Source organism: Robertkochia flava (assembly GCF_020166515.1).
GTDB lineage: Bacteria > Bacteroidota > Bacteroidia > Flavobacteriales > Flavobacteriaceae > Robertkochia > Robertkochia flava.
Map to the genome: position 1 here is coordinate 277,966 of NZ_JAINZT010000005.1, position 26,695 is coordinate 304,660.

Here is a 26,695-nt window from a genome sequence, read left to right on the forward strand (position 1 = left end):
TGTGAACTAGGCAGTTTTAAATAATTAGTAAAAGGGTCTCTCAATTGTCCAGAGCAGTGGTTTCCAATTGTTGATTACTTTGAAAACACTTTCAGCTCTTCTGGAGACCAGATAATGATCGTTATGGTTGTGCCGGATGATCTTTTGAAGATAGCCGGAGTATCCGTTCAGGTCTGAATATTTCGTTACTGCAAGTTCCCTCATGATAAGCTGCTGGCTCTGACTTAGTTCATAAAAAGGTGTTCCGGATACACTTTCCGGGAGTTGCGGAAGTTGAAAAGTAGTTCTGGTCTGACTGTTAAAACGGACAAACCAATTGTACATTACCGGGTCACCTTGGGGATGCATAAACAAGGCTCTCCCCGTATCATGGCCTGAACCGGAAATACTTAGTTGGATGTTATTTCCTGCTTGAACAAAATCAACTCCCCAGTCAGGCTTATTGTACTCACTAAATGGAAGTGACTCGTGAATGTAGTAATATGTCGAGGTGTACACTTCGGTTCTATACTGGTGCAAACCGTTAAGGAAAGGCATATTTCCCTGAATCACATCGCCATAGAATAATTGATGATACTGATCTTTGATAAAGGCCTCCTCTGAAGTGAATCCTTTCAATCGGATTCCGAATGGTTCCGAGATATTGTTAAAGGTGATCGGTATCCGGTCGATATTATCCCCGGAGAATTCGGTTTTTAGCAAGGTGTCTGATGTGGGTAATGGCCTGCTTAGAGTTGAAATCAGGTAGTCGTTGGTTACCCTGTTATGCATGTATACATAGGCGAAATCAGGTTCAGGTATACTTATATCGCTATACGAACTGGTACCTATTTGGAAGGAATTGTTGGAAACTACTCCGGAATGAACCGATGCTTTACTGACGATCTTATCGGTAATGTCAAAACCTTCGATCGGGTAACTGTTCGATTCCCATGCGCTTGTTTGGGGGTGAAGGCGAAGGTTGATGTAATTTAAATTCTGGCGATCAAGATCGTAGAGTGAGAAAAGATTTGCCTGGGAGTTTGGGCTCGAGGAGCCCTTTCTGTAAAAGGTCAATATGAACTTTTGGTTCGGAGCAAATTCTCCTGGAGCGTGGAGGCGAACTTCTTTGTTAGGGGCTAGTTCCGATTCAGCTACAAGTGCCCCTGTTTCATCGGATATAAATACCCGATCTTCAGAGAAGAAACCGGGAAATCCGGCGGGTACACGAATGGTGATCAATTTTCTCTTAATAGTTGCAAAATATGTTTGTGTAGTTATATTTCCCAGGGTATCCGAGGCTTCTATAATAAGCTCCGCTTGACCAGCATTGCTCAGTTCCGGATTGAAATCTACGAGCAAGGATTCATCCTTAACGCTATAAAGGAGAGTGTTGTTTGCCGAAATTTTAATGCTGTCGGTTAAAGCGGTATGATCGATGGCCAGAATATTGATGGGAACAAGCGAGTCGATGACCTGATCATTAAATAACCCTGATGTCGTTAGCTCTGGCCCGGTATTATCCGTAAGAAATTCCCGATTTTTTACTGTCACGTTGCGAGCTGCATCCATGGCGGTGATGGTTAAGGTGTGCCACCCTTCTGATAGTTCTCCGGTATTAATATTAAGCCTGTAGCCGGAACTATCTCTGGAAAATTCCTTGAAAGTTCCATCGATTTGAATAGCTACGCTGTCTAGTAGGTGGTTGTCTGAAACTTCAAAATATACCGGATTCTCCATGCCGGTAAGTCCCTTTTTGTTTTTTAGGGTGAGTGCTGAAATTACCGGTTTTATGTTATCTACATAGACTTGCTGACTAATAGAATCCATATTTCCTGCAAGATCGGAAACAATGACTTTTAAGGTAGATAAAGTGTCGGATTTGTTACCTGAAATCGTTTTTTGATGCATCCCGGTCAGATCGATTAACAACTCATAGGGGCTTACCGTATCCTTTACCTTTAAATGGCTGTCCATATAGGCCATAACCTCTTTAATTCCTGAATTATCCTCGGCGCTAATCTCCAGTAAAGCGAATTTGGCTACTACCGGGATGGCTGATGGATCCTCGGAAATAGAAACAATTGTAAGATCTTCCGGTGTACTTCCGCTGCTAAGTTGGGTTAGTTCTGATAATGGCAGGGTATTGTCTGAAATAAATTTGACCGTGTGCTCTGCCTGTAACCCGACCTGATCTGTTGCACTTATAGAAAGGGTATGAGGGCCGTCCGGAAGCACAGAGGTATCAATATTAAATTGATAGGCAAGGCTGTCTGTGGTAATCTCAATGGGGAGGTCGTCTACAAGTGCTGCTACAGATACTAATTGCTCATTGTCTGTAGCAACAAAACTTACCGGATTAACGGCTCCTTTAATAAGCGTGTCAGATTTTATGGTAACCTGGCTGATCACCGGCATTTCAGAGTCTACGATTACAATTTGCTCAACGGAAGAAACATTGTCTGCAAGATCGTATGCAGAAACTTTAAGATTATATTTTGTTTGGGTTTTATTTAGTTTGATTCCCTTGGCTGTAAATTCGGAAAAATCGATGGAGATCTTAAACGGTGCCTCAGTATCTTCACCGGCCTTTACCAGGTTAACAAATGCCTCTACTTTTGCGATTCCTTTTGCATCTTCTGCGGCGATCTCGATCTCTATTTGTTGTCCTACTATTGCGGTAGTGGTATCCTCTTCATTTGCTGCATTTTCTGTTGAACTTCCGATGATATTGAAACTTACGATTGGTGGAGTATTATCAACCGCTTCTGAAGTTTCTCCAACCTGTCTCGCAGTGGACTCATCATCCTTAGAGCAGGCAAAAAATAAGAGGAGGATGAGTAGCAGGGCTTTGTAGAAGGTTTGCATAATGTAGGATATATTCGATCAAATATAACATATATCCTCAAAAAAAAGATGATAAAATCAAGATTTTATGAAACTCAGGCCTTAATAAAATCCCTGAAATCCTCGAAGAATTCTTCAAACCTGTCCATCTTCTCCACAAAGAATTCCATGGTTTCCTGCCAGGTGTTTTTGTTGTGAATACTTACTCCTTCCTTAAGCACATAGATCCTGGAGATCTCCTTGCCATTATCCAGGAAATAGATGTCTTCGTAGACCGCCTCGGGAAGATAGTTCTCTGTAAGGACCGTTTTAAGGGATTGCAGTTTTTCGTAGTATTTGATCCTGTTCTCCAGGTCCTGGTCTTCGATATCCAGCACGACCAAGGCTTTTTTGGTGTCAAAATGGAATTTAAAGGCAAAGTCGCGAATGCCTGTGTTGTACAGTGTCCATTTCCTCGGGAATGATTTCCCGAAAGCGATCCAGAATTCCTGTCGTATTTTTTTTGATTCTTCCCTGCTAAACATATTACATAAAAAAGGCGATGCTGATTCCCAGAACGATAACTGCTAATTTATTGATATTAAATTTATGTCCTTCCGAACTTTCGAACAGGATAACGGTGGCGATATGGAAAAAGATCCCTACCACCAGCGCCTGGATCTCGCGGTAATACGGTTGAATAAGATCGGAATGGGCGGCCGTATAGGTGCCCAGGGGGGTCATCATAGCGAAAAGCACCAGGAATACCGCTGTTTTTCCTTTGCTGATATTGGAATGGATAAAAAAGGCGCTCAGGATGATGGCAACCGGCAGCTTATGGACCACCACCCCGTAAACCAGGTGATTATGTCCGGATATGGGGAATCCTTCCAGGAAGGCGTGAAGACTAAGGCTCAGGAACAGGGGCCATGGAAACCGATTGGCTTCCTTGTCCAGGTGCATGTGTCCGTGTTCGGCACCTTTCGAGAAAAATTCCAGAAAGATCTGCAACAGGATCCCGGCCATGATCCACAATCCGATGACCTTATCGGGCTCGTGCCGGTGGTCGTGGCTGTCGAACAGGTGCGGCAAAAGCTCAAATATGGTGACCGAGAGGAGGAAGGCTCCGCTAAAGGCCAGGAACAACTTGATGAACTCTTTGTTCTTTGGGGTAAACACCAGAACAAACAGGTAACCTGCGATAACGGCCAGAATAGGGAGGATGTAATTCATGAATTTATTTAAAGATCATTACCAGCCTGTCTGAAGAGGTGGGATGATATTTATTGAGTTTGTAATCGCCAAATATGTCCAGGAGGTAAATTCCGGCCCTTTCAAAGAGGTCTTCAAAATCGGCAAGACTCAGGGCTTTTACGCGTTCGGTAAAAAAATAAGGGGTATTCTCATGCTCGAACCTGATATCCTTATAGATATACCCATCTTCTTCATAGCGTTTGATGTGGAATGTAATGCCTTCCATCTCTGTTTTGCTCTCCGGTATCAGACGATCCTTTACCTGGGTAACATTCATAAAGTCGATCACCCCCAATCCATTCGCATTCAATCCGCGTTTCATCATTTCGAGGGTTCTCAGGTGGTCGGTGTCATCATCGAAAAACCCAAAGGAGGTAAACAGGTTAACGATCGCGTCGTAACTGCCGGGGTAGGGCGCTCTCATATCGTGGATATGAAAACTGAGGGCGTCTGATTCAAACTTTCTGGCATAGTTGATATTGTTTTCACAAATATCAATGCCTTTTACCCGGTAGCCCATATCGCGCAGCATCACTGCATGCCGGCCTCTTCCACACCCGACGTCGAGAACGGAGGCTTTCTCCGGAAGGTTCAGGTAGGTAGTCAGGTTCTGCATGAACAGCTCGGCTTCTCTGCGGTTGCGTTCCCGGTACAGGATATGATAAAAGTCGGTATCAAACCAATCGGTGTACCAATTTGCGATCTCCTTGTTCATAAATTTAGTTAGGCCACTAAATTAACGTATTTTTGTTAGCTGATAAATGCAAATTATGGCAAATAATTTCAAAATGGTAGCCAAAACCATGTATGGTTTTGAAGACCTGCTGGCGGAAGAATTGAAGGATCTGGGGGCCATCAATGTGGAGCCGGGGGTGAGAAGTGTAAGTTTCGAGGGAGATACCGGTTTTATGTATAAGGCCAACCTGTGCCTGAGAACCGCTATAAAGATCCTGAAACCTATACAGACCTTCTTTGTGCGCAGCGAGCAGGACCTATACGATAAGGTCTACCGGATGGAGTGGGAGCGACTGATGAAGGTGAACCATACTTTTGCCATAGATGCCACCGTGAACTCGGAGCTTTTTAATCATTCCAAGTACATCGCCTTAAAGACCAAGGACGCTATCGTAGACCGTTTTAGAAATATCCTGGGGAAACGCCCCGATGTGGATATCAAATACCCGGACCTGCGGGTGAACATCCATATACAGCGTAACCAGGTAACCATCTCCCTGGACAGCAGCGGGCAGTCGTTGCACCAAAGGGGGTATCGTACCGCCACCAATATAGCCCCTATTAACGAAGTGCTGGCCGCAGGGATCCTGTTGCACAGTGGCTGGGACGGTCAATCTGATTTTCTCGACCCCATGTGCGGTAGCGGAACCCTTTGTATTGAAGCCGCCATGATCGCATGTAATATTCCGGCGAATATCAATCGCAGGGAATTTGCCTTTGAAAAGTGGGCAGACTACGACGAGGAGCTTTTTGAAAAGATCACCGAGAGCAGCCTGAAAAAAACCCGGGAGTTTCATCACAAGATCTACGGGTATGACAAGGCACCATCTGCCGCTATTAAGGCTAAGGATAACGTGAAGAACGCCAACCTGGCCGATTACATCAAGATCGAGCAAAAGAACTTTTTCGAAAGCGAAAAGGAGACCGAAGGTAAACTTCATATGGTATTTAATCCGCCGTACGGACAGCGACTGGAGATCGATATGCCCGACTTTTACAGCAAGATCGGGGATACCCTCAAGAATAGCTACCCAAATACCGATGCCTGGTTTATCACCGCAGACCTGGAGGCGGTTAAACAGGTCGGACTGCGACCTTCCCGAAAGATCAAGGTCTTTAACGGAAAACTGGAAAGCCGCTTGTATAAATATGAGATCTACGAGGGGAGTAAAAAAGCAAAGTATAACTGATCGACCAAACCCAAAAAACCTGAACCATGAAACCAAAAGCAAAAGCCTTACTCTATAATTTCCTCGGATTTGTGATCCTCTTCCTGGTCTTTCGTTTTGGCTTGCTGTATCTGTTTCCGGATCAGTATATCCTGATGCTGCTTTTCGCGGTGATCAGCGCATCCGTAATTTCTCCTAAGTTTGGAGTGGTTGTGGAGAACGGTCAGGAACGCGTGAAAATGAAATGGGTACTGCTTAAAGGTGTCCGGGACGTCACCTGATTCCCGTTAATTATCCAATTCTTCCTTCTTCTTTGGCTTATTCGCGGTCTTAAAGATGGGAATGAGGTAGCTTATTGTGTAGTTGTACCCCACGCCAAACCGGCTTCCGTCAGTCACCTTATTAAAGCCCGGGATATAGAGGTTCGGGAACACATCCGATTCGCTGTCGTTGATCAGGTAATGCAGACGCACCGTAGCTCCCATGTACAGATTGGTAAACATCTCCACCTTTAATCCCAGAACCACCTCTGCCCATTGTGCAGTGAGACCGCTGTATTCCCCAAGGTTTTCTGTTCCCGGAAAATCTTCTGTATTTTCATTCCAGTACTGGTCGGTGGTGTAAATACGGTAGGAGTTCAGAGTCTGACTGAAGGCGCTGAATCCGCCGCGGAGCCCAACGCTGATGATATTGTGCATCCCGTACCAGTTTTCATACGTGTTCCAGTCTATCCCTGCCTTCAGGTAATTCCCTTCGGTGGTAAAATTGAAGTTGTCTTCTTCGGTGGTTTTCTTTTCCGTTCCCAATTCTGCAGCCAGGTATAGATTTTCTGATAGCCTGAAATCGCCCACCAGTTCCAGTCCCTGGTAACTCTCGTCGAGTAAAGATCGCAGGGGCTTACTCAGGTCTATCCCAACCCTTAGCCCGTATTTCTGGTAATAGGTGGGCCCTGCCGGGAGGCTGTCGGTTTTACCCGTGGTCTCCTGGGCGGTAAGCTGTGCTGCAAAGAGCAGCATAAGAATGCTAATGGTATATTTTAACATGTAAGGTATCTTGAGGTTCTACGGCCGACTCAACCACATCCAGGGCAACGATCCACGGAGTGGGGTCACTGCCGTCCGGGTTGGGGTTTACCTGGTTTAGCGTATAATTTACAGCGTATCCGCATCCGCGGGAAACAAAATATTCACTGGTCTGGTAATTTATTTCCAGCAGGTCTACATTTCCGGTTTCCACTCCTTCGCTGTCATCTGCCGAATCCCTGACCAGGAAAAAACTCGTGGAGGATTCATAGTTTTTCAGGGGAAGTTCTATTTCGGTCCGGGAGGTTCTGTCGGAAAAAGTGCCTACGGTGATATTCTGACCCTGACCCACCACCCGCAGCCTGGGTACTTCTTTAGGGGTGTCCTGGTCCTGAACGTCAAAAAAACCAATTTTCAGGTAGGGGGTTGTGGCCGACTCCGGGGGGCAGATGTCGTCTTTTTCACAGGCGCTGATGACGGCCCCGATAAGGAGAAGGATGGAAAATAGGAAAACTGCTTGCTTCACGTATTGTATTATTTTCTGCGTTCTAAAAGTACAACATTTTCTACATGATGTGTTTGCGGGAACATGTCTACGGGTTGTACCCTGGTCACGCGGTATTTTTCGTCCATCAGGGCCAGGTCCCTGGCCTGGGTGGCACTGTTGCAGCTCACATAGACCACTTTCTCAGGAGCAATGTTCAGGATCTGCTCCACCACGTCTTTATGCATGCCATCCCTCGGCGGGTCGGTGATGATCACATCGGGGTGACCGTTGGCTTCGATAAAGGCGGCATTAAAGACCTTTTTCATATCTCCGGCGTAAAAATGCACGTTGTCAATGTTGTTTAGCCTTGCATTCTCCCAGGCATCTTCTATGGCCTCCGGTACGGCTTCCACACCTACTACCTTTCCGGCTTTTTTGGCCACAAACTGGGCAATGGTTCCCGTTCCGGTATACAGGTCGTACACAGTTTCCTCGCCCTGAAGGTTAGCGAACTCCCGGGTTACTTTATAAAGTTCATAGGCTTGAGCAGAATTGGTCTGATAGAAGCTTTTAGCATTGACCTTGAACTGCAGTCCCTCCATTTCTTCCAGGATATGATCCCTGCCATGGTAGCAAATAACATCCTGGTCGTAGATGGTGTCATTGGCTTTCTGGTTGATCACGTACTGCAGGGAAGTGATCTGTGGGAAGGTGGTCTTGAGGTGGTTCAGGAGCAACTCCCGGTTTTCGGGTTCGTCATTGAAAAACTGGATGAGCACCATGAGCTCTCCGGTAGAAGAGGTGCGTATCATCAGGGTACGCAGCAACCCTTTCTGCTCGCGGGTATTAAAGAAGCTCATGCCGTGTTTCTCGGCAAAATGTTTTACTTCCAGGCGGATGGCGTTGGAGGGGTCTTCCTGTAAATGACATTTCTTAATGTCGAGGATCTTGTCCCACATGCCCGGAATATGGAATCCCAGGGCGTTGCGGTTCCCGATTTCGGCATCGCTCTCGATCTCTTTCCGGCTCAGCCAGCGACTGTCGGAGAAGGAGAACTCCATTTTATTGCGATAGAAATACTGTTTTTCTGATCCCAGGATAGGGGAGATCTCCGGCAGGGCGACCTTGGCAATGCGCTGCAGGTTATTGGTAACCTCCTTTTGTTTGTAGAAAAGCTGGTGTTCGTACCCCATATTCTGCCATTTGCACCCCCCGCAAACGCCAAAATGTTCGCACACCGGATCGGTGCGTTTCTCTGAGGGTTCATGGATCCTAACGATTTCTCCTTCAAAATAATTCTTTCGTTTTTTGAAGGTGCGTACATCCACCACATCGCCCGGAACGGCATGCGGCATGAATATCACTCTGCCATCGGGGGCCTTGGCTACTCCCTTGCCTTTCGCTCCGGCGTCGGTAACGGTAACCTTTTCAAATACCTTGATCCTGTTCTTTCTTGCCATGCCGCAAAAATAATGTGTTTTTTTGGATTTTAAGGTGGGAATTGGCAGCAGGTCGGATACCCCTGATCAACGGTTTTTCCAATTTTCGAAAGACATTTCAAATTTAACTTCCCCTTCCCGGGTATTCCCAAGCTTTTCCCATCCTGTTCGGGTGTAGAACTCCTCGGCCCTGGTATTTGCCCCAGTGCTAAGCCATATAGGATCTGTGGTCCGGGAGAAATACCAGGAAAGCATGATGTCCTGCAGTTTTTTTCCGATCCCTTTTCCTTCAAATTCAGGATGAACGAACAGGGCCCATACATTATTGGCTTTCAGGTCGGCAATGGCAAACCCGACAATACGCTGTGCCTCCTCGCATACCCAGCCTTTCCCCAATTTCCCGAGGTAGCTGCGATAGTCTGTTTCGGTTACCCGTGCCGGATCGGTAAGTATATTTTCCCTGACCTGATTACGCAGGACATGCATCTGGGGAATGTCGGTTAAAGCGGCTTCCCGGAAGGTCATCATTTGATGATCAGGTTATATTTTTCTAATAATCCGGGGATACTCTGAAGAGAAAATCTCGCCTTTTTGAGCCGGTTGCGTTCCGGGTCAATGGCAAAATTATACGAGGAGCTCATATCGGCTTCCTCGAGAATCGTGTTTTCAAAAATGGCGCCGCCCAGGTCGCAATTGTCAAAAAGGGCAGCTGTAATGTCTGCCTCAGAAAGGTCTGCCTCTTTTAGACTACAGTTTTTAAAACGGGTCTTTTTTATTTTGAGCTGATAAAAGCAAGCATGATCGAGCTGGCAGTCTTCAAAAGAAAACGACAGCCCGAAATCGGCGCACTGGTCAAACCGGCATCCCAGCAGCTTACATTCTGAAAAGAACACCTCCTGCAGCATCGTTTTATGCAGTTTTGCATTGCTCAGATTACAGTGATGAAACTCGCAGTCTATCAAGGAGGTCTCAGACAGGTCGGCCCCCGACAGATCACACTGCTCAAAGGTGCAGTTTTCGAATTCGGCCCTGGAAAGTATGTGTTGATCCAGCTCTGCCCGGTGGAAGGTTTTGTCTGAAAAATAAGCTGTGGTCATTTTAATTCTGGTGGTTGTAGAGGTTATTACAGACCAAAAATAAGGCAATCTTCCATGGAATTTAAGCGATAAGGGTTTAAATGTAAACGGCTTTCCTGTTATTCGGAATCGGGAAGAAATCTTTTTTTAAGGTCTTCCAGCGTTTGTTGAACCGCCTGCTCATAGGATAATCCCTGCTGCCCCCTGTAGGTGGTTAATTTATCGACTACAAAGGGGAGGTATACAAACTGGCGGTCTTCTGTATAGTGACGTAACAGGTCCCCGGTTTGAGATTGCTTACCGGTAGGATCCGGGACAAAAATTTCTCCGGCCCTTACAAAATGCTCCACCAGGCAGTCCTCCCATCCCGGATAGCCCTGCAAACGCATGGATTCCTTCAGGGGTGCGAACAGGGATTTTGTTTGCCTGATGGCAGCAGTATGTTTCAACACCACCCCATTCACAAAGGAATGCCCGAATTCATGAAGGGCCAGGTTGAGGAATTTCTCCGGATGGTTATAATCGTAGTCCTTTTCCAGAGGACCCAGGATATAGACGGCCTTTTTTGCTTCCGGTTTCCGGAATCCCCATCCGGCTGTGGGCCAAACGGTGAGACTGGGTACGATCTCATAGATGGAGAATTCCTGTTGGTATACCTCTTCCATCTGGGCCAGGAAGGAAGCCGAAGGCTTGTTCTTTTCCAGTATATCCAGTACCTCCGTGCGGTAGGGGGCCAGGTGTTCCCAGATCTTCCCGAAATCAGCGGTCTGTACAAATTCATCAAGGGCGGCGATAATGGTGCTGATCTTTTCTGCCTCCTCCGGGGTCTTGTGGCCGTATTTGCCCTTTACGTATGCATCGGTGTCAAAACCTTCCTGTAACGGGAGTGGAGGAAGTGTATAGAGGAGATCGACCAGGAACGCATAGGTCATGTCGGACGATAATTCAAATATCCTGGGTAAAACAGGATGGGTCCTGTCTGTTTCTGATCTGTTGAGCGCCAGGGTTACCGGGTGTTCGGGATCTGAATATAACGGTTCGGCCAGGTGAACCAGATACCCGAAAAGCTCGATGTTCTTTTTAAAATGAATACGTACGTCTTTTTGCTGGCCAAAGGCCGCGATCGAAATGAAAATGAAAAGTAAGATGGAAAGAAGTCTCATGATTTTTTTGATCAAAGAAAAGGGTACGGATGGGTAAAATCGACCGAAAACGCGTTTCCGGACGTACAAAACCGTGTTTTGGGAATAGTTTTAAGCAAAAGGCTTATTTCAGGAATTCAGAAGGAGTCTTCCCGGTATGGTTTTTAAAGACCTGGTTAAATGTAGACTTTGAGTTGAATCCCGATTCCATGGCCAGGGCCAGTATGGTTTTGGTTTCCTTTTCTCCCGAGTTGGCTTTGGCGATGAACGCTTCGATCCTGTATTGGTTGATATACTCCTTGTAGCTCATTTTCCGGTAATGGTTAATGAGGTAGGACACGTACCGTTCAGGAAGTTGAACCGAACCGGCGAATTCCTTTAAGGTGAGGCCGGGATCTGTAAAGGCTTTTTCTACGGTCATCTTCCGCTCTATTCTTTCCAGACTCTCAGGATCGTTGTACCTGGAGAATTCGTTCTTCTTCCCGGACGGCCTGGGAAAGGATTGTCCTTCGAGGAAATTCAGGAATGCAAGTCCAAAGAACAGGAAGATGATCAGGTATTCTATAACAAAGTAATACTTCCATCCGATCAGGGTAAAAGTGATCCAGAATATGCCCAGCAAGGTTAGACTGAACATAAGTGCCGGTAATTTGAACCGGTTAAGAAGCAGGCCTTCCTTTTTTTGTATGCCGGAATTACCGGGTTTCTTCAGATAAGCAGTCCAGTAATGTATCAGCACATACACGAACCACAACAGGGGGAGGTACTCGGAGAACCCTGTCCATAGCAAATTTCCCTTAAGATGTGCAAGCTTTGCCAGCGATAGTATTTGAAGCATAAATTCAATCAATGCCGGGATATAAAGAAGGGTATGCCTGGCGCGAACCTCGAAGCCTGGATCGGTATGATACTGCAGGAAGATCCACAGGGAAGGTGGGATTAGGAGGTAATTCAGCAATATGTCGGGAGGCAAGGTGTTGAAAAACGCTGAGGTGCCGGATTGGGATGTCCAGGAGAGGAGCAGTTCAAAGGCCAGAACCAGCACTACTATTCCCAGGAAAAAGCCCGATTTTCGTGGGGTGAAGATCTGCGACAACAAAGCAATGGCGATCATGCATCCTAATGCAAATCCAACGAAGTAGATATTTTCAATCATGGCGATGAAGATACACAGGAAGCGTTAAAAATGGAAATCGGACTTCTTGTTGTACACTGCCCGGAGGGGCAGACACGTGGTTTGTAACCGGCGTTTCATTGTTATGGACCGGAATGTTTTAGGGCAGGGGACAGGCAGTCAAAGGCCGCTCCCGGGCTCCAGCAGATGTCTTTATTCCTTTGAAGTTCAATTCTGCAGCATTTTCATTACTGCTTCCTTTGGCAGGGACTCAATTTTGAGTCCGTCTTTACCCACCATGGTTTCCGCTGCAAAGAGCGAATTCAGGATGGCTTCTTCGGTGGCTTCGATCACAGCTTCGAATAAGGGCGTCATTTTGTCATTACGTACCTCTGTCTTTTCCAGAACTATGTTGTCTTTTGGAAAATAGGGGATTCTCAGGGCTTGGTTGGTTGAAAAGGCTATGACGTATTCTCCACTGCCATTAGAGCCATTACCCCCGGTTTTCGCCAGGCCAAACATAGCTCGTTTAGAAAGGCGTTTCAGATTTCTCGGGGATAGAGGTGCATCGGTTGCCACTACGATCATGCATGACCCATCGCCCGAATTCAGGGCCTCCCGCTTTTCCAGGATCGCCCCAACCGGAGTGCCGGCAATGGTTAAATCGCCTCCATAGTTTGTTTGCACCAGTACCCCTACCGTATACCCCCCGCGGGCTTCAGGTAATACCCGGGAAGCGGTTCCGATACCGCCCTTATATCCGAAACATATGGTGCCGGTTCCTGCTCCGACATTCCCCTGTACTATCGCTCCGGTTGTGGCATTGCTTATGGCTTTTAAAACATCTTCGCGGGTAACATGTCTGCCCTGGATGTCGTTCAGTGCGCCATCATTGGTTTCTCCGACTACAGGATTTACAGATCGCACATGGGCGAGGTTGTTCTCAATAGAGAGGGTATAATCAATAAGCGCATCGGCGGCTGTGGGTACCGACAAGGTGTTGGTTAATACGATGGGGGTTTCAATTTCTCCCAGTTCCTCCACCTGCGAATATCCCGTGAGTTTCCCGAAACCATTGGCAACGTAGATGGCTGCAGGAACCTTTTGCATAAAAATATTTCCCTCATGGGGCAGAATTGCGGTAACCCCGGTCCTGATGCTGTCGCCTTCCCTCCGGGTGGTATGCCCCACCTTTACCCCGGCAACATCGGTAATGGCATTAAGTTTACCGGTTTTGTAGGTTCCAATCGTAATCCCGTAGTCGCGTACTGTTTTATCTTGCCCGAAACAGGCAGTTCCCAGGAGCAGCAGCAATAGTAGTGTTTTCATCTTGTCAGGGTTTTTGGTATCCCCGGAGGTTTCCGGGGTGGTCTTAAAGGTTCGGGGAACAGTGATCCGGGAATCTTCCCGGATGAACCGGACCCATAGGTGCCCGGTAGAAAGTCCTGGAGTCCTGAAGTCCTGAATTTATTTGTAAATAAATGAATCGTACATCATCTCAATGATCTCCATTCCCTGCGGACTTAACTGGTCATCCATGACCATGGTCATTATAAGGATACCTTCATCTTTTTTGCCCAGGGTGGCCACTTCATAAATATTGGTTTCATCCTTGTAGGTCAGGACGGCCCTGTTTACCCGAAGGTCCTGGCCGGATCTTAACTTCCGGGTGTAATCTTCTCGTTTCATTTGGAAACCGTAGTTGATACTTTCCTTGGTTACCTCAGAGATCATAATTTCGTTAAGCATGGAGGGATTCATGGAGGCGTATTTCTGTATTAACACCCCTGAGCCTTCTGCCGTCATCAGTACAATTTGCTCTATACCTTCATCAATAACCATTTGAGAAATTCTGTAGTCCTTGGAATAATTAAAACTAAAGAGTTCGTCATCATAGATAAGGGTGTCTTTGGCAATGACCTTAAATTGTACCGGGGTATTGTCGAGCAGCATCGTATACTCTTTATCCAGAGAAATATCCAAAACGGTATCGTTGATCTGGATTTTATAATGATTTTGCGAGAAGGCTGTGATGCAGGAAAAGATCAGCAGGGAGAAAAGGAAAAGGTTTTTGTTTGTCATGGGATGGTTTTGGTTGATGGGTTAAGGGTGTTTGGGCTGGCTGTATTTCTGGCTATTATTCTTATTATTCGATCAATGTAAGAAAATTTTCTAAAAAGAAAGGGTCCCCTTAAATGGTATTCGGGATGAAGGGATTGCCGGGATCCCCGCATATAAGACCGGAACTTCGGAGGTGATTTTGGTATGGATCAGCGGGTGCTGACGGGATGGGGCGGCAGGCCGGTCTCTTTGTTCAGAAAGGTTGTTGAGGCTGTTTCCAAATACTGCGCCAGCGGTTGGAGCAGGCTACCGTGTAGCGCGTAAAACGCGGTGGCTGCAGCGCAGACAGGCGCCCAAATAAACTTTAGAATCCGCTAAATATTTATTATTTTGCCGACACTGCAAAACGGATGATTTCTCTCCATAAGAAGGAATTGTAAAGTTTCAATATTAAATAACTAGAATGGCAATTTTGGAAAAATTATCATCAAAAGAAGCAATTGCATTAGAAGACAAGTATGGAGCCCATAATTATCACCCGCTACCTGTGGTTTTAAGCCGCGGAGAAGGGGTGTTTATGTGGGATGCCGAAGGCAAGAAATACTATGACTTTCTTTCAGCCTATTCTGCGGTAAACCAGGGGCATTGTCACCCCCGTATTGTGGAGGCCATGAGTGAGCAGGCGAAAACGCTGACCCTGACCTCAAGAGCATTTTACAATGATATGCTCGGAAAATTCGAGAAGTACGCTACGGAGTATTTTGGATTTGACAAGATGTTACCCATGAATACAGGGGCAGAGGCGGTGGAAACCGCGATAAAGATCTGCAGGAAATGGGCGTATGAAAAGAAAGGCATTCCGGAGCAGGAAGCCAAGATCGTCGTGTTTGAAAATAACTTTCACGGCCGTACCACCACAATTATTTCCTTTTCCAATGATGAGGGAGCGCGTAAGAACTTCGGACCGTATACGCCCGGATTTATCAAGGTGGCCTACAACGATCCGGAGGCTTTAAAAGAAGTACTGGAGACGGAAAAGAACGTAGCCGGAGTCCTTATCGAACCGATCCAGGGAGAGGCCGGAGTGTTTCGTCCTGATACCGATTTTATGGCGAAGGTGAAATCTCTTTGTAATGCGAATAACGTACTCTTTATAGCAGATGAGATCCAGACCGGGATCGCCAGAACAGGATCGCTTCTGGCCGTTTGCGGGGATTGTACCTGCCAGGGGCATTGTGAACAACAGGCTACCTACCAGCGTCCGGATATGCTGGTTCTCGGGAAAGCCCTGAGTGGTGGTGCCTACCCGGTGAGTGCGGTACTGGCGGATGATGAGATCATGAATGTGATACAGCCCGGTCAGCACGGAAGTACTTTCGGAGGAAACCCGGTGGCCGCCGCAGTAGCCATGGAAGCCCTGGAAGTGGTTCGCGATGAGCAACTGGCTCAAAACGCCAGAGAGCTCGGCGCCTTGTTCCGGGAAAAATTGAATGACTACATCGAGCAGAGTTCCATTGTAACCCTGGTGAGAGGAAAGGGACTTCTGAACGCCATTGTGGTGAATGATACGGAAGACAGCTCTACCGCCTGGGATATCTGTGTGGCACTGAAAGAGAACGGCCTTCTGGCCAAGCCTACCCACGGGAACATCATCAGGTTTGCACCCCCGCTGGTGATGACCAGGGAGCAGCTGCTGGATTGTATCGATATTATTACCAAAACCCTGAAGGATTTTGAAAAATAATTTGATATAAATAAATTAATACTATTTTTGAAAGGCCATTCCTACCGGGGGTGGCCTTTTTTGTTTGTATTTATTAAAAAGCTACAATGCATTATGGATCAGAGTACTACCGTTAACAACGAACAACTTCAGGTAAATCCCAACGGGATCGAATTTTTAAGGGAAACCTCGAAATGGGCATTTTTCCTGGCTATAGTGGGCTATGTAGGGGTCGCTTTAATGGTGTTGGGTTCCCTGTTCGCCTTTGGAGTTGCCACCATTGGTTCCGAAAATACATTCGGCGCTTTAGGTGGTGGAGCCTTTGCCTTGATATACCTGGCGTTGGCGGGATTGTATTTTTTTCCCGTGCATTACCTGTTCCGGTTTTCGGAAGGCATTAAAAAGGCTGTAAATTCAGGAGAGGAGGCCGCTATGGAGTCGGGACTAAAATACCTGAAAAAGCACTATAAATTCTTAGGGATCATGATGATCGTGATCCTGAGTATCTATTTGCTGATGTTCTTTTCTGCCCTTTCCGGTTGGTTCGGACTCCTGTCAATTTAAACGATTATATATTTTAAGTGTTCAAACTTAACCATTAAAAAAGCGACCTTCGGGTCGCTTTTTTTATTGAGAATTCTTGTGATCGTTCTACTGGGTAGCTTCAGCTTGTCGTTTGGCCTGTTCCCAGGCTTCCTCGAACTGCATTTTGTAGGCATCCCATCCCATTGAATAGATATCGAAAGCCATTCTGACCAGGATGTACAGGTTGGCGGCAATGGCGGCAATCGCAATAATTTTACCGGCTTTTACGGTAGATTGCTTGTCGATGTAAAGTTCCGGGTTTTCGGCGATGACTTCCTCGGCTTTCCGGGATAGGTTTAATGCGATAGCGGCCGGAATTAGGCCTATTCCTGCAAAACAACAGCACAGGATGCCCACCACGCCTAAAACGATGATCAGGGTCGGGTTAGGGAGTTTTCTTTCTTCCATAAGTTGTGATTTTCTGGTACCTTCCTAGTTTAAAAAATAATTTCCTACAATAAGTGCAAGGTTACTAACTACTAAGATATATATTATTTTACTGTAATAGGGAATACGGATCAGGTTGCGGGTGAAAATGAGGGCGAATAAGAGAATCAGGCTGTATATGGCAGGATACATTTGAAAGGCGGCCACAAATTCTCCCTGAAACAAAAGCAGGACCGCCCGTTGCAGGCCGCAGCCAAAGCATTCTACTCCGAGCAGTTGCCGGGTCAGGCAGGGCAGCATATAATCTTCAATATGGAGAATGGGCAGTACGGGCATGACCTCTGTTCTTCTGCATTTACTGATGTAAACTTACTAAATCTTAGGTTGTGCTTGGATGAAAAGTTTAATTTTGCACTACCAAAAGCAGCTGATAACATGAAAATTCTTTCCTTTATTTTTATAGTAGCCGGAGCCATTCTGGTCTTTACCTTTAATAATGAAGAACCCTGGCATATGTATCTTAAGATCCTTGGGTTTGTTCTGATGATGTACGGCCTGTACCGTTCTACCGTGTTATGGGTAAAAGACAATCCAAGAGAAAACGGGAACGATCCCGAGGGGAATGGCCAGCAACAATAACAGATAAACAGGAATCACACCATGAGGAATTTCAAGGCAGGCGATCGTGTGGAAACCGTTGACGACAGTATCAGGGGCCGGGTAACGGCGGTGAGTTCTTCAGGGGTAACGGTGGTTACAGAAGAAGGTTTCGAGATGGTGATGGAGCCTCATGAACTGCTGTTGCTGCCGGAGGCCGACCTTATGGAGGTCTCCAATGTGGAAGCGTACCGTGCGCTGAAGGAAAAGCAACAGGGGCAGAAACGCAAAAGGCAGTCGGTAAAACGGGAAAGAACCGTGCCCCCGATGGAGGTTGATCTGCATATTCACCAGCTTACAGAAAATACCAGGGGACTTACCAACCACGACATGCTGATCATACAGGTGGATACGGCCAAGCGGCAACTGGAATTCGCAATCAATAAGAATATACGTAGGGTGGTGTTTATCCACGGTGTGGGAGCAGGGGTACTGCGAACCGAACTGGAATATCTTTTCGGACGTTACGATAACCTGAGCTGGTACGACGCCGATTACCAGAAATACGGCCTTGGGGCCACCGAGGTGTACATTCACCAGAATGCTTAGTTCCCTGTTTCCTGTTGGGTGATCTGGGTGGTTACCGTTCCAAAATCATATCTCGGCACATCGTATTTGACCTCCTGTCCGGAGTTGATGAGCTGGAAACCGTCTACCAGTCCTATGGTACTGGTGTAGGCTTCAATATAGGTGTGATTTCTCCTGCTAACCGGCAGGGTGGTCACCTCGTTAAGAGAAGGGATCAGGTAGTTGGCTTCCGTATTCCCCGTTTGTATGTCGTTTGCAGGATTGTTGTCGCCGTTGAGGTCTTCATTCATGGTGCTTACCCCATCATTATCGTCGTCGGTATCCAGGTAGTTGGGAATACCATCTCCATCTGTATCTGTGAATATGATCTCATTATTGGCAATGGCAATTTCCTGGGAGGTGAGCACGTTATCCCCATCGTCGTCGATATCCAGGTAATCGGGCAGCCCGTCCCCATCGGTGTCCTGTGAGGCTTCCCGGTTGATGGTGCCATCGGGGTTTACTACAATGCCTTCCAGCTCGGCCGGCAGATTGTCGTTATCGTCTTCTTCCAGGGAGGTGACGATCTCCACGGTACCTCCGGTAGCATACCATTCTTCGATCACCTGGGGCTCTGTAGGAGGGATGGCGTTGCAGAAATAATTGCGGTTTACGTCTCCTTCAAAGATGCGGTACAGGGCTTTTACACTATTGTTGTTGATGGTGTAGCGCCGGGAATTTCCATTGGTGGGAAGGGAGCTGAAGATTTCGGTGGTTTCTCCCTGCAGTTCGATCATCAGGCTTTCTTTTCTGCTTTCCCCGATCTTGAACAACAGCAGTTCCCCACAAGGCGTTTCTACTGCCGATTCGTCAAAATTGAGCCGTTCCAGGGTGAGATCCCCATCATCACAGGAGCTTATGATAACAGCCGTAAAGATGGCCAGAAGTCGTTTCATACCGAAAATTTTCAATCCAAACAAAAGTAAGAACTCCGGGATGATATCGAAATTTATTCTCAAGAATTTATTTGTTTAATTTTGTTCCATGGAAAAAGTTTATCTCGACAATGCCGCTACCACACGTATCCGTCCCGAAGTCCTTGCCTGCATGCAGGAGGGGATGGAGCATTTCTATGGAAACCCGTCCTCGACCCATAGCTTTGGGAGGGCAGCCCGTGCCCGTATTGAAAAGGCCCGGAAGGAAATTGCAAGGATCCTGAACGCCCACCCTTCAGAGATCATTTTTACTTCCGGGGGTACCGAGGCCGATAATATGGCCTTATTCGGGGCGGTGCGGGACCTGGGAGTAACCCGTATCATTACCAGTAAAGTCGAGCACCACGCCGTATTGCATACGGTGGAATACCTGGAGAAGGAATACGGAACGGAGGTGGCTTATGTACAGCTGGATGCAGGAGGGAGTGCAGACCCCGACCACCTGCAGGCATTGCTGGAGGACCCGGATAAGAAAACCCTTGTAAGTCTCATGCATGTGAACAACGAGGTGGGCAGCATCACCGATATGGATGCTGTAGCTGCTTTGTGCAAGGCCCACGGGGCTTTGTTGCATACTGATGCGGTACAGTCTGTAGGGCACTGGGAGTGGGATTTGGAAAATACCCCGGTGGATTTTCTGGCAGCCTCTGCGCATAAGTTTCACGGTCCGAAAGGGGTGGGATTTCTTTTCCAGCGCAAGTCGCATATGACTACCCCTCTGATTCACGGAGGAGAGCAGGAACGCGGGCACAGGGCCGGAACAGAAAGTTTTCACAATATCATCGGTCTTGAAAAGGCATTCACCATGGCCTATGAAGACCTTGATAAGGAACGGGAACAGGTGAGCGCTATAAAAAACTACTTTATGGAAGAGGTAAAAAAGGCCGTACCCGGAGTCGCCTTCAACGGATGGGGCGACCATCCCGGAAAAAGTACTTATACCCTGGTGAATGTAAGGTTGCCACTGCCTCCCGCCAAGGCCGACATGCTTCTGTTTCAGCTCGACCTCAAGGGTATCGCCTGCAGCAGGGGAAGTGCCTGCCAGAGTGGTAGTCAGACCGGGTCTCATGTGTTACGGGAATTGCTTTCGGGAGAGGCCCTGCAACAACCTTCGCTGAGGTTTTCCTTTTCGGTATACACTACCAGGGAAGAGATCGATCATGTGGTGGGTGTTCTCCGGGAATTTGCAGGTTCTTAGCTTCCTTTCTTAGCCTGCAAAGAGGGCAGGATGGTGTGGATTTATCATTTTTCTTGTCCACAGGGTGTAACAATGCTTCCGGGGATTCATCTTTAAACCGGAAACCTTAAAAAGATTGAAATGTTACATCCTACCACCAAAAAAGAGAGAATTACCTCAGTAGATGCCCTCAGGGGTTTTGCCCTTTTAGGCATCATACTCGCAAACCTTCCATGGGCCGGAGAGCTCATTGTGAAAAGTGACCTGGATGCTACCCTGGGTTTTATCGAGCTGTTCTTTATTCAAAGCAAGTTCATTGCCATTTTCTCTGTTCTTTTCGGGTTTGGATTCTATGTGCAGTTCCGTCGGTCTTCCGGGCAGGGGATTCGGTTCAATTCCTATTTTGTGGTGCGAATGGTGCTCCTTTTCCTGATAGGGTGTCTGCATGGATACCTGTTGTGGATGGGTGACATCATCAGGACCTATGCGCTTTGCGGCCTTTTTCTCTTACTGGTAAGGAACTGGCCTGTAAAGCGGCTGCTTTGGCTGGCCGTGTTCTTTAATGTGGTGCTTACCGGAGCCATGTTTATCGCTATTGGGGCCTTAGGACTGGACGCCAATTACGATTTTGAACCCGTTTTGTGGGAAGAACACAGTACAGCAACTACTTACAGCCGTTATTTATGGATAAATTATACGATCGATAACTGGAGGAATTTTATTCCCGATATGCCGGTAACCCTGTTCTTTTCCTTCGGAAATATTGTGCTTGGGTATGCCCTTGCAAGGATGAAGTTTTTTGCTCCGGGGTCGCAGCACCTCAAAAAAGTGAAGCGTTACCTGGTGGCAGCGGGGCTGGTTCTGGGGTTGCCCTTCAATTATGCATTATACCTGGTGTTCTCGGGAAAACTGGAGCTGGAGTTACCGCTCTTATGGATTCCTTTTGCAGTTTGTGCAGGCATCCTCCTGCTATCTTTTACCTATATGATCCTGTTTCAATGGGGGTATGCTACCCGTGCCGGGCAAAAGATACTCCAGGTTTTTGAGCCTGTTGGTCGTATGGCATTGACGAACTATATTGCACAATCGGTGATCTACCTGGTGTTCTTTTTTCATGTGTTGCCCTGGTTTCAGCTGTACGGGAAATTAACATTTGCCCAAACCTGGATCGTGGGGGTGCTTTTCTTTGCGCTGCAGGTGGTTTTTAGCAAATTCTGGCTGCGCAGGTTCAAACAGGGGCCCTTGGAATTTATCTGGAAAAGTCTGGCTTACGCATGGACACGGAAAACGGAAAGGGTCACCAAAGGCGTTGTAAAGATGAATCTTAGAGAAAGTCAGGAGTAATTAATTGCCGGGGAGAGAAGGCTATGGTTAGTCTACCTCCCTTAATGCTATTAATCCCGTTCTTTGCGGTAGGGGAATTTACGGGTGGAAGTACGCATCATTTTGTCGATAATAGCTGTGGTGTTCCTCCCGGATTTTCTATCGATAACCTGTTCGAATCTCCAAAGAAGTTTTCCCGTTTTCCCATCGCTAAGCTTTATGGTGATCTGGCCATAGTCACTTTTCCCGCTGATATAATCCATGAAACTGAAGGTGGTGTCAACACCTTTAGAGATCAGGTGGTTGAGAACGAGGTCTCCGGAGATCACCCCGTCTACCCCGAGGATCTCACTGAGCTCCTGGATGGTTTTTATATCCAGGTTTTCCGAAGTTATTCCGGCTTTTAACAACAGGGCATTGGTGTTCTCTACATTCTGGAAATCCACCCTGTAGTCCTTGCGTTTGTCCCGTTTAAGAAAAAAGCTTTCCAGGGCACTTTGTACGGCATATCCCTCTTGTTGCTGCAGTTCATTCATTTGCCTTTCATCTGCGATACTTTCATTGTCGAGCTCCAGGCGGGTGGAAAAAGGCAGAATAGCCAGGGTTTTGTGGTCTTCACTCAGGGTTTCAAAACTATTGCTTTGGTATACCGATTTCTGGGCGAAAAGAATTCCGGCAGAAAGCAAGGTCAGGAGCAGGGTGAGGTGTTTCTTCGTCATGGTTCTTAGAGCTGCATGCTTATTTTCAGGTTGAACAACCGCCGGGTCATGTAATTGGGGATCCCGTATTGCACTTTGCTGTACACATCCCGCACCCAGGTGTTCGTTATTGAATTTCGGATGTCAAAAATATTGAAAATCTCGAACCCTGCCGATAATTCCCTGAATTTATGTAACCAATGACTTTTTGGATACGTTCTGGAGGCATCTGTAAATACATAGAAAATGCCCAGGTCTACCCTTTTGTAGTCTGGCAGCCTGAACTGGTACGCATAGGGGTCGGCATAATTTGGAGATCCTCCGGGTACTCCGGTGTTATAGACTCCGTTGAGGTAGAGTTTTACGTTGGGAATGGAGGGGATATAATCCTGAAAAAGTACGGCAAACTTAAGTCGCTGGTCGGTGGGTCGGGAAATATAGCCCCGGTTATCCTGGTTCTCCTCTGTTTTCAGGTATCCAAAGCTGAACCAGGAGTCGGTGCCGGGAACAAATTCCCCATTCAGCCTGAAGTCAAATCCATAGGCATATGCCGTAGCATTATTATTGGCCCTGTAGCGGATACGTACATTCTCGATGGTATAGGTGTTTACATCGCTCAGGTTGCGGTACCAGGCTTCAGAAATTAAGGTAAACGGACGTTTCCAGAGCTCGAAGCTGTAATCGTTGCCCAGGGAAACATGCCAGGCCTTCTGGGCCTTAACATCGGGCACCAGATTGCCATCGAGGCCCCGCATTTCACGGTAAAAGGCGGGTTGCTGGTAGAGTCCGCCTGAGAGACGGAATACCAGGTCCGATTTGCCCAGGGGCTGAAAGGCCAGCTGTGCTCTGGGGCTGAAGATCAGGTCTGCACTTCCCTTCAGATCTTCCGGCGAATTGGTCCAGTATTGGGAGCGGATCCCGGCATTGGCGTATAATACCCCGGAATTCAGAGACCATTTCCTGCTGTATTCCAGGTAGGCCGAGAGACGATGTGTGCTGATAAAGTTTCTGGCATCGATACTCTGGTAGGGGGTGAGGGGAGCTGTGTAGGGCGTGTAAGGCTGGTCGTTGACGAACTCGGGCAGGGGTGGTCTTATACTGAATCCGGCAGAATCGATCACCTCGTATTCCTGGAGCTTATCCCTGAAATCCTCATACTGGTATCCGGCACCCCAGGAAAGCAATCCTGCCCCCAGTGCTTTTTTTCCCTTGTGCTGGAAATTCAGGATTAAGGCATCCAGCAGGTTTCGGCCGTGCTCGAGTTGCGCCCCGACGCCTTCGCTAAAAATGACTTCTCCCAGGTCTTGTCCGCCGATATCGGTGTTCACCTCTCCGAGACGGTACTGGGCGAGAATGTCAAAATATTCCTGTTCCCTGGTGTGGTAGGCCGAGACGATCCAGTCGAGCTCCAGGCCTGCGGCGGCCTTATGGTTAAGCTTCAGGGCGCCGAAGGAAGTGTCATACCGGTCGTTTTCCTTTCCGTTGTAAAATACCTGGAGGGCTATGGGGTTTTGGAGGGTTCCAAAATTAGTCTGCCGGGTCAGGGGGGTATAGTTGTAGCGGTTTATGGAGAGGTTACCTAAAAAGCTGAGTTCCCAGGCAGCGGAAAGCTGGTAGCTTAAAAAGGTCTGAGCGTCGGCAAATACAGGACGAAAATTGGTTTCGGTTTGTTTGCTGTCTACCAGAAGGCTGTTGTCGCGGTAGCGGATCCCGGCAAGGGCCCGAAACCTCTTTTTACGGTCTGTACCCTGAACCCAGAGGCTGCCTCCCAGGAAACTGGCCTGGAGCCCGGCCCTGAAATCCTCCGGTTTGCGGTAACTCACATCGAGCACCGAAGAGAGTTTGTCGCCATACTTCGCCTCAAATCCGCCGGCCGAAAAGTCGATATCTGCCACAAGGTCGGTATTGATAAAACTCAGGCCTTCCTGTTGGCCCGATCGTACCAGGAAAGGCTTGTATACCTCGATACCGTTAACATATACTAGGTTCTCATCAAAATTTCCTCCCCGTACATTGTATTGGGTACTCAGTTCATTGTTGAAGCTCACTCCGGGTAAGGACCTGAGGATGTTTTCCACTCCGGCGTTGGCTCCGGGGATCTTTCGCACCGTGGCGGGATCAAGGCTTTCGATGCCTCTTACTCTTTTTTCACCCCGGGCGCTGATCACTACCTCCCCAACCTGGGTAACCCCTTCTTTCAGGACCGGGTTAAACTCATAGATATCACCGATACCCAGGGAAAGGGTGATGCGGATATCTTCATATGAAATATGGGAAAAGGTAATGGTTACTTCCGTATTGGCCTGAAGGGGAATGCTGTAGGTTCCGTCTTCACCGGTGAGGGTGCCGTTATTCCCTGTACGGACAGCCACATTGCCAATAGGCTGATTGTTTTCATCGACTACCACCCCCCAAAGGGTGGATTCCTGCGAGGCTGCGTTTATGGCCCAAAGAAAAAGAAAGGAACCAACAAGGAACTGAAGCCATTTCAAATTACACGGGTTTAGTTTCGGTAAAAGCTGGTATTAAAGGTAGTACTATTTCCTACATTATCTGTAACCTTTACTTCTAAATCATGTTTAGAGCCTTCAAATTCCAGGTCGTCGAAATCGAAGGTAAGGCTACCGTTTTTATATTCGTATTCCATCAATACCCATTGCCCGTCGATCCTGGCCTCATAGGTGTTGATACCGCTGAGGTCGTCGCTGATATACAGTCGCAGGTAGCGGAAATTAGACAGCATTTGTCCTTTCCTGAAATTGCCTGCCCTTACCTTTGGCGCGATGCTGTCTCTGACCAGTTTAAAATCTCCAAGCGACCGGGTCCTGCTGCTGTAGGTGTTCCCTTTGCGGTAGGTGTTTTCATAATATACCCGCCCGCGGTTATCCATATGAGCGATAAAGTACTGGTCTTTTTGCCCTTCCGGGATACCTGTTCCCTCCATGGTCAGGGTATACGGACTTTTTACCGCTACAGAAGGGTCGGCCACGGTTACCACCCCGTCTGCAGCTTCCAGTTTTGCGTAGAAATCGTGATAAAAGGTTTCTTTCTGGAAAAATATGCTGGCATTCTCGAGCTGGTAAAGGTTGTCCCGGGAGGCAATGACATAATACGGGGTCTTGGGGACCTCCTCTTTCCGGGTGAGCTGCTGTTGCCTTCCTTCTACGGGAATGGTGATCTCCGAGCGGTTGCCGTGAAAATCGGCGACCTGCAGTACTACCTTATAGGTCTTGTCTTCAGCCACATCGATGATCCCGTTATTGGTATTGGCCTTGTAGATGCTCAGTTTATTGTACGGCTCCAGGAAGCATTTCTGAATGCGCTGTCCGGTCTGGTCGTAATGCGCATAATCGATCAGGGTATTGATATAGCGGCTTTCTCCAAAAGAAAAGGTTTCGAACTCATAGGAGAACCAGGGAGATCCGTTTACCTCCATGGATACACTGTATGCTCCGTTCTTGTTATAAGCGAGATCCTGGCGGTCGTAGGCGCGAACCCCGAAGCCTATGGGGCCGGAGGCGTAGATCTTTTCTGCGGTAAAGCTTCCGTCTTCATTGCGGCTTAGCTGCAAGGGTACCTTATGGTTGGCTCCGTTAACAATGGTTTGCGCTCCCTTGGGATAGGCGTAGAGATCCAGGATCCGGGGAGGTTCACTGTCTTCAACTTTATACCCGAAGTAGAGCGGATTGATAGGTTTTTGGGCGAGGTCTCTGATCTCAAAATGGAGATGAGGCCCGCCGCTGCTGCCGGTATTGCCACTAAAAGCGATGAGCTCCCCTTTTTCTATGCGTAATTCGGATGGTTTCAGGTAAAGGTCTACCTCATACGACTGGTTCTTGTATTGTTTCTCTTTGAGGAATTCCTGGATTCGGGGTGCCATCTTTTGCAGGTGGGCGTAGACCGAAGTGTACCCGTTGGGATGGGTAATGTACAGGGCTTTACCATATCCGTAATGCTGTACCTTGATCCGCGATACATAACCATCTCCTATGGCCATGACCTTTAAACCTTCTCTTTGCTCGGTCTTTATGTCCAGTCCGGCGTGAAAATGATTGCTTCTGAGCTCTCCAAAACTTCCTGCCAGGATGATCGGGACCTCCAGGGGGGTGCCAAAGCTGTCTTTAGGATAAGACCGCTGCCCATGAATGGATTGGAGGAAAATCAGACTACATAAAACGAGGTACCGCATAAGTTTTTTCATTGGAGGGCTAAAAATAGGAATTGCCGAAAAAAGATGGAAAAAATACGCCCTTAAAACGCCCCGAAAACCGTTAAAGTATATATAAAAAGAAATTTTTGCAAAGAGTTGCGAGGTATAGCGAGGTATGTTAACTTTGTG

Annotated in this window: 27 protein-coding genes; 8 read left to right on the forward strand and 19 right to left on the reverse strand. The window is 47.4% G+C overall.

All coding sequences use genetic code 11. The features are described from left to right. Positions 1-24 precede the first annotated feature (24 nt). The 4 genes from K7R11_RS07740 to K7R11_RS07755 all read right to left on the reverse strand — a co-directional run bounded on the left by K7R11_RS07740 (position 25) and on the right by K7R11_RS07755 (position 4,774). Positions 25-2,847, reverse strand: coding sequence for an Ig-like domain-containing protein (locus tag K7R11_RS07740; RefSeq protein ID WP_224489963.1), 2,823 nt, complete (start codon positions 2,845-2,847; stop codon positions 25-27). A gap of 74 nt (positions 2,848-2,921) precedes the next feature. Continuing rightward, positions 2,922-3,350, reverse strand: a complete 429-nt coding sequence (locus K7R11_RS07745; RefSeq protein WP_224489964.1) for a DUF4268 domain-containing protein — start codon at positions 3,348-3,350, stop codon at positions 2,922-2,924. Between the two features lies 1 nt (position 3,351). Further along, positions 3,352-4,038, reverse strand: coding sequence for a ZIP family metal transporter (locus K7R11_RS07750; protein WP_224489965.1), 687 nt, complete (start codon positions 4,036-4,038; stop codon positions 3,352-3,354). Positions 4,039-4,042: 4 nt separating this feature from the next. After that, positions 4,043-4,774, reverse strand: coding sequence for a class I SAM-dependent methyltransferase (locus K7R11_RS07755; RefSeq protein ID WP_224489966.1), 732 nt, complete (start codon positions 4,772-4,774; stop codon positions 4,043-4,045). A 55-nt stretch (positions 4,775-4,829) separates the two neighbouring features. On the opposite strand from K7R11_RS07755, the gene K7R11_RS07760 reads away from it, so the two are divergent. Both K7R11_RS07760 and K7R11_RS07765 read left to right on the forward strand, forming a co-directional pair. Beyond that, complete coding sequence (locus tag K7R11_RS07760) at positions 4,830-5,984, forward strand: THUMP domain-containing class I SAM-dependent RNA methyltransferase (RefSeq protein WP_224489967.1); 1,155 nt, start codon at positions 4,830-4,832, stop codon at positions 5,982-5,984. 26 nt (positions 5,985-6,010) lie between these two features. Beyond that, entirely contained in the window at positions 6,011-6,244 is a 234-nt protein-coding gene (locus K7R11_RS07765; protein ID WP_224489968.1) for a hypothetical protein, read from the forward strand. A gap of 6 nt (positions 6,245-6,250) precedes the next feature. Here K7R11_RS07765 and K7R11_RS07770 read toward each other — a convergent pair whose 3' ends face one another. The 9 genes from K7R11_RS07770 to K7R11_RS07810 all read right to left on the reverse strand — a co-directional run bounded on the left by K7R11_RS07770 (position 6,251) and on the right by K7R11_RS07810 (position 14,325). Then, positions 6,251-7,006, reverse strand: coding sequence for a DUF6048 family protein (locus K7R11_RS07770; protein WP_224489969.1), 756 nt, complete (start codon positions 7,004-7,006; stop codon positions 6,251-6,253). Then, on the reverse strand, positions 6,987-7,511 hold the full coding sequence (locus K7R11_RS07775; RefSeq protein WP_224489970.1) for a DUF6452 family protein: 525 nt from the start codon (positions 7,509-7,511) through the stop codon (positions 6,987-6,989). The genes K7R11_RS07770 and K7R11_RS07775 overlap by 20 nt, the downstream gene beginning before the upstream one ends. Before the next feature lie 8 nt (positions 7,512-7,519). Then, complete coding sequence (gene rlmD, locus K7R11_RS07780) at positions 7,520-8,932, reverse strand: 23S rRNA (uracil(1939)-C(5))-methyltransferase RlmD (RefSeq protein ID WP_224489971.1); 1,413 nt, start codon at positions 8,930-8,932, stop codon at positions 7,520-7,522. Positions 8,933-8,998: 66 nt separating this feature from the next. Next, positions 8,999-9,439 (reverse strand): GNAT family N-acetyltransferase, encoded by a 441-nt coding sequence (locus K7R11_RS07785; RefSeq protein WP_224489972.1) that lies wholly within the window; start codon positions 9,437-9,439, stop codon positions 8,999-9,001. Beyond that, positions 9,436-10,008 (reverse strand): pentapeptide repeat-containing protein, encoded by a 573-nt coding sequence (locus tag K7R11_RS07790; protein WP_224489973.1) that lies wholly within the window; start codon positions 10,006-10,008, stop codon positions 9,436-9,438. Before K7R11_RS07790 ends, K7R11_RS07785 begins: the two co-directional genes overlap by 4 nt. Before the next feature lie 98 nt (positions 10,009-10,106). Next, the gene (locus tag K7R11_RS07795) at positions 10,107-11,150 is read right to left on the reverse strand and encodes a DUF4932 domain-containing protein (RefSeq protein ID WP_224489974.1); all 1,044 of its coding nucleotides are present in this window, start codon (positions 11,148-11,150) and stop codon (positions 10,107-10,109) included. A gap of 103 nt (positions 11,151-11,253) precedes the next feature. Next, on the reverse strand, positions 11,254-12,285 hold the full coding sequence (locus tag K7R11_RS07800; RefSeq protein ID WP_224489975.1) for a helix-turn-helix domain-containing protein: 1,032 nt from the start codon (positions 12,283-12,285) through the stop codon (positions 11,254-11,256). A 186-nt stretch (positions 12,286-12,471) separates the two neighbouring features. Further along, positions 12,472-13,572 carry a P1 family peptidase gene (locus tag K7R11_RS07805; RefSeq protein ID WP_224489976.1) on the reverse strand — a complete coding sequence of 367 codons (1,101 nt, stop codon included), beginning with the start codon at positions 13,570-13,572 and terminating at the stop codon, positions 12,472-12,474. A 138-nt stretch (positions 13,573-13,710) separates the two neighbouring features. After that, positions 13,711-14,325 carry a hypothetical protein gene (locus tag K7R11_RS07810; protein ID WP_224489977.1) on the reverse strand — a complete coding sequence of 205 codons (615 nt, stop codon included), beginning with the start codon at positions 14,323-14,325 and terminating at the stop codon, positions 13,711-13,713. 442 nt (positions 14,326-14,767) lie between these two features. On the opposite strand from K7R11_RS07810, the gene rocD reads away from it, so the two are divergent. Together rocD and K7R11_RS07820 are read left to right on the forward strand one after the other, a co-directional pair. Next, a complete protein-coding gene (rocD, locus tag K7R11_RS07815) occupies positions 14,768-16,048 on the forward strand; it encodes an ornithine--oxo-acid transaminase (RefSeq protein ID WP_224489978.1) in 1,281 nt (426 codons plus the stop codon). Between the two features lie 93 nt (positions 16,049-16,141). Further along, entirely contained in the window at positions 16,142-16,591 is a 450-nt protein-coding gene (locus K7R11_RS07820; protein ID WP_224489979.1) for a DUF5362 family protein, read from the forward strand. A gap of 87 nt (positions 16,592-16,678) precedes the next feature. Here K7R11_RS07820 and K7R11_RS07825 read toward each other — a convergent pair whose 3' ends face one another. Together K7R11_RS07825 and K7R11_RS07830 are read right to left on the reverse strand one after the other, a co-directional pair. Beyond that, the gene (locus K7R11_RS07825) at positions 16,679-17,020 is read right to left on the reverse strand and encodes a CCC motif membrane protein (RefSeq protein ID WP_224489980.1); all 342 of its coding nucleotides are present in this window, start codon (positions 17,018-17,020) and stop codon (positions 16,679-16,681) included. Between the two features lie 24 nt (positions 17,021-17,044). Beyond that, the gene (locus tag K7R11_RS07830) at positions 17,045-17,335 is read right to left on the reverse strand and encodes a DUF2752 domain-containing protein (protein WP_224489981.1); all 291 of its coding nucleotides are present in this window, start codon (positions 17,333-17,335) and stop codon (positions 17,045-17,047) included. Between the two features lie 99 nt (positions 17,336-17,434). Here K7R11_RS07830 and K7R11_RS07835 point away from each other — a divergent pair, with 99 nt between their 5' ends. Both K7R11_RS07835 and K7R11_RS07840 read left to right on the forward strand, forming a co-directional pair. After that, positions 17,435-17,638, forward strand: a complete 204-nt coding sequence (locus K7R11_RS07835; RefSeq protein WP_224489982.1) for a hypothetical protein — start codon at positions 17,435-17,437, stop codon at positions 17,636-17,638. A 21-nt stretch (positions 17,639-17,659) separates the two neighbouring features. Then, complete coding sequence (locus tag K7R11_RS07840) at positions 17,660-18,205, forward strand: Smr/MutS family protein (protein WP_224489983.1); 546 nt, start codon at positions 17,660-17,662, stop codon at positions 18,203-18,205. Here the strand turns inward: K7R11_RS07840 and K7R11_RS07845 are convergent. Beyond that, positions 18,202-19,119: a hypothetical protein gene (locus K7R11_RS07845; protein ID WP_224489984.1), complete on the reverse strand. Its 918-nt coding sequence runs from the start codon at positions 19,117-19,119 to the stop codon at positions 18,202-18,204. The genes K7R11_RS07840 and K7R11_RS07845 overlap by 4 nt on opposite strands. Positions 19,120-19,207: 88 nt before the next feature. On the opposite strand from K7R11_RS07845, the gene K7R11_RS07850 reads away from it, so the two are divergent. After that, positions 19,208-20,356, forward strand: a complete 1,149-nt coding sequence (locus K7R11_RS07850) for a cysteine desulfurase family protein (RefSeq protein WP_224489985.1) — start codon at positions 19,208-19,210, stop codon at positions 20,354-20,356. 120 nt (positions 20,357-20,476) lie between these two features. Then, complete coding sequence (locus K7R11_RS07855) at positions 20,477-21,679, forward strand: DUF418 domain-containing protein (protein ID WP_224489986.1); 1,203 nt, start codon at positions 20,477-20,479, stop codon at positions 21,677-21,679. Positions 21,680-21,729: 50 nt separating this feature from the next. On the opposite strand, the gene K7R11_RS07860 is transcribed toward K7R11_RS07855, so the two are convergent. Genes K7R11_RS07860 through K7R11_RS07870 form a run of 3 tightly spaced genes read right to left on the reverse strand, consistent with a single transcriptional unit; the run spans position 21,730 to position 26,557 of the window. After that, positions 21,730-22,377: a hypothetical protein gene (locus K7R11_RS07860; RefSeq protein WP_224489987.1), complete on the reverse strand. Its 648-nt coding sequence runs from the start codon at positions 22,375-22,377 to the stop codon at positions 21,730-21,732. A gap of 5 nt (positions 22,378-22,382) precedes the next feature. After that, positions 22,383-24,848 carry a TonB-dependent receptor gene (locus K7R11_RS07865; RefSeq protein WP_224489988.1) on the reverse strand — a complete coding sequence of 822 codons (2,466 nt, stop codon included), beginning with the start codon at positions 24,846-24,848 and terminating at the stop codon, positions 22,383-22,385. An 11-nt stretch (positions 24,849-24,859) separates the two neighbouring features. Next, positions 24,860-26,557: a M23 family metallopeptidase gene (locus tag K7R11_RS07870; RefSeq protein WP_224489989.1), complete on the reverse strand. Its 1,698-nt coding sequence runs from the start codon at positions 26,555-26,557 to the stop codon at positions 24,860-24,862. Between the last annotated feature and the right edge of the window lie 138 nt (positions 26,558-26,695).

Coding starts and splice junctions, on each gene's coding strand:
- K7R11_RS07740 (WP_224489963.1), bottom strand. CDS start 2,847: ATGCAAACCTTCTACAAAGCCCTGCTACTCATCCTCCTCTTATTTTTT.
- K7R11_RS07745 (WP_224489964.1), bottom strand. CDS start 3,350: ATGTTTAGCAGGGAAGAATCAAAAAAAATACGACAGGAATTCTGGATC.
- K7R11_RS07750 (WP_224489965.1), bottom strand. CDS start 4,038: ATGAATTACATCCTCCCTATTCTGGCCGTTATCGCAGGTTACCTGTTT.
- K7R11_RS07755 (WP_224489966.1), bottom strand. CDS start 4,774: ATGAACAAGGAGATCGCAAATTGGTACACCGATTGGTTTGATACCGAC.
- K7R11_RS07760 (WP_224489967.1), top strand. CDS start 4,830: ATGGCAAATAATTTCAAAATGGTAGCCAAAACCATGTATGGTTTTGAA.
- K7R11_RS07765 (WP_224489968.1), top strand. CDS start 6,011: ATGAAACCAAAAGCAAAAGCCTTACTCTATAATTTCCTCGGATTTGTG.
- K7R11_RS07770 (WP_224489969.1), bottom strand. CDS start 7,006: ATGTTAAAATATACCATTAGCATTCTTATGCTGCTCTTTGCAGCACAG.
- rlmD (WP_224489971.1), bottom strand. CDS start 8,932: ATGGCAAGAAAGAACAGGATCAAGGTATTTGAAAAGGTTACCGTTACC.
- K7R11_RS07785 (WP_224489972.1), bottom strand. CDS start 9,439: ATGATGACCTTCCGGGAAGCCGCTTTAACCGACATTCCCCAGATGCAT.
- K7R11_RS07790 (WP_224489973.1), bottom strand. CDS start 10,008: ATGACCACAGCTTATTTTTCAGACAAAACCTTCCACCGGGCAGAGCTG.
- K7R11_RS07795 (WP_224489974.1), bottom strand. CDS start 11,150: ATGAGACTTCTTTCCATCTTACTTTTCATTTTCATTTCGATCGCGGCC.
- K7R11_RS07800 (WP_224489975.1), bottom strand. CDS start 12,285: ATGATTGAAAATATCTACTTCGTTGGATTTGCATTAGGATGCATGATC.
- K7R11_RS07805 (WP_224489976.1), bottom strand. CDS start 13,572: ATGAAAACACTACTATTGCTGCTGCTCCTGGGAACTGCCTGTTTCGGG.
- K7R11_RS07810 (WP_224489977.1), bottom strand. CDS start 14,325: ATGACAAACAAAAACCTTTTCCTTTTCTCCCTGCTGATCTTTTCCTGC.
- rocD (WP_224489978.1), top strand. CDS start 14,768: ATGGCAATTTTGGAAAAATTATCATCAAAAGAAGCAATTGCATTAGAA.
- K7R11_RS07820 (WP_224489979.1), top strand. CDS start 16,142: ATGGATCAGAGTACTACCGTTAACAACGAACAACTTCAGGTAAATCCC.
- K7R11_RS07825 (WP_224489980.1), bottom strand. CDS start 17,020: ATGGAAGAAAGAAAACTCCCTAACCCGACCCTGATCATCGTTTTAGGC.
- K7R11_RS07830 (WP_224489981.1), bottom strand. CDS start 17,335: ATGCCCGTACTGCCCATTCTCCATATTGAAGATTATATGCTGCCCTGC.
- K7R11_RS07835 (WP_224489982.1), top strand. CDS start 17,435: ATGAAAATTCTTTCCTTTATTTTTATAGTAGCCGGAGCCATTCTGGTC.
- K7R11_RS07840 (WP_224489983.1), top strand. CDS start 17,660: ATGAGGAATTTCAAGGCAGGCGATCGTGTGGAAACCGTTGACGACAGT.
- K7R11_RS07845 (WP_224489984.1), bottom strand. CDS start 19,119: ATGAAACGACTTCTGGCCATCTTTACGGCTGTTATCATAAGCTCCTGT.
- K7R11_RS07850 (WP_224489985.1), top strand. CDS start 19,208: ATGGAAAAAGTTTATCTCGACAATGCCGCTACCACACGTATCCGTCCC.
- K7R11_RS07855 (WP_224489986.1), top strand. CDS start 20,477: ATGTTACATCCTACCACCAAAAAAGAGAGAATTACCTCAGTAGATGCC.
- K7R11_RS07860 (WP_224489987.1), bottom strand. CDS start 22,377: ATGACGAAGAAACACCTCACCCTGCTCCTGACCTTGCTTTCTGCCGGA.
- K7R11_RS07870 (WP_224489989.1), bottom strand. CDS start 26,557: ATGAAAAAACTTATGCGGTACCTCGTTTTATGTAGTCTGATTTTCCTC.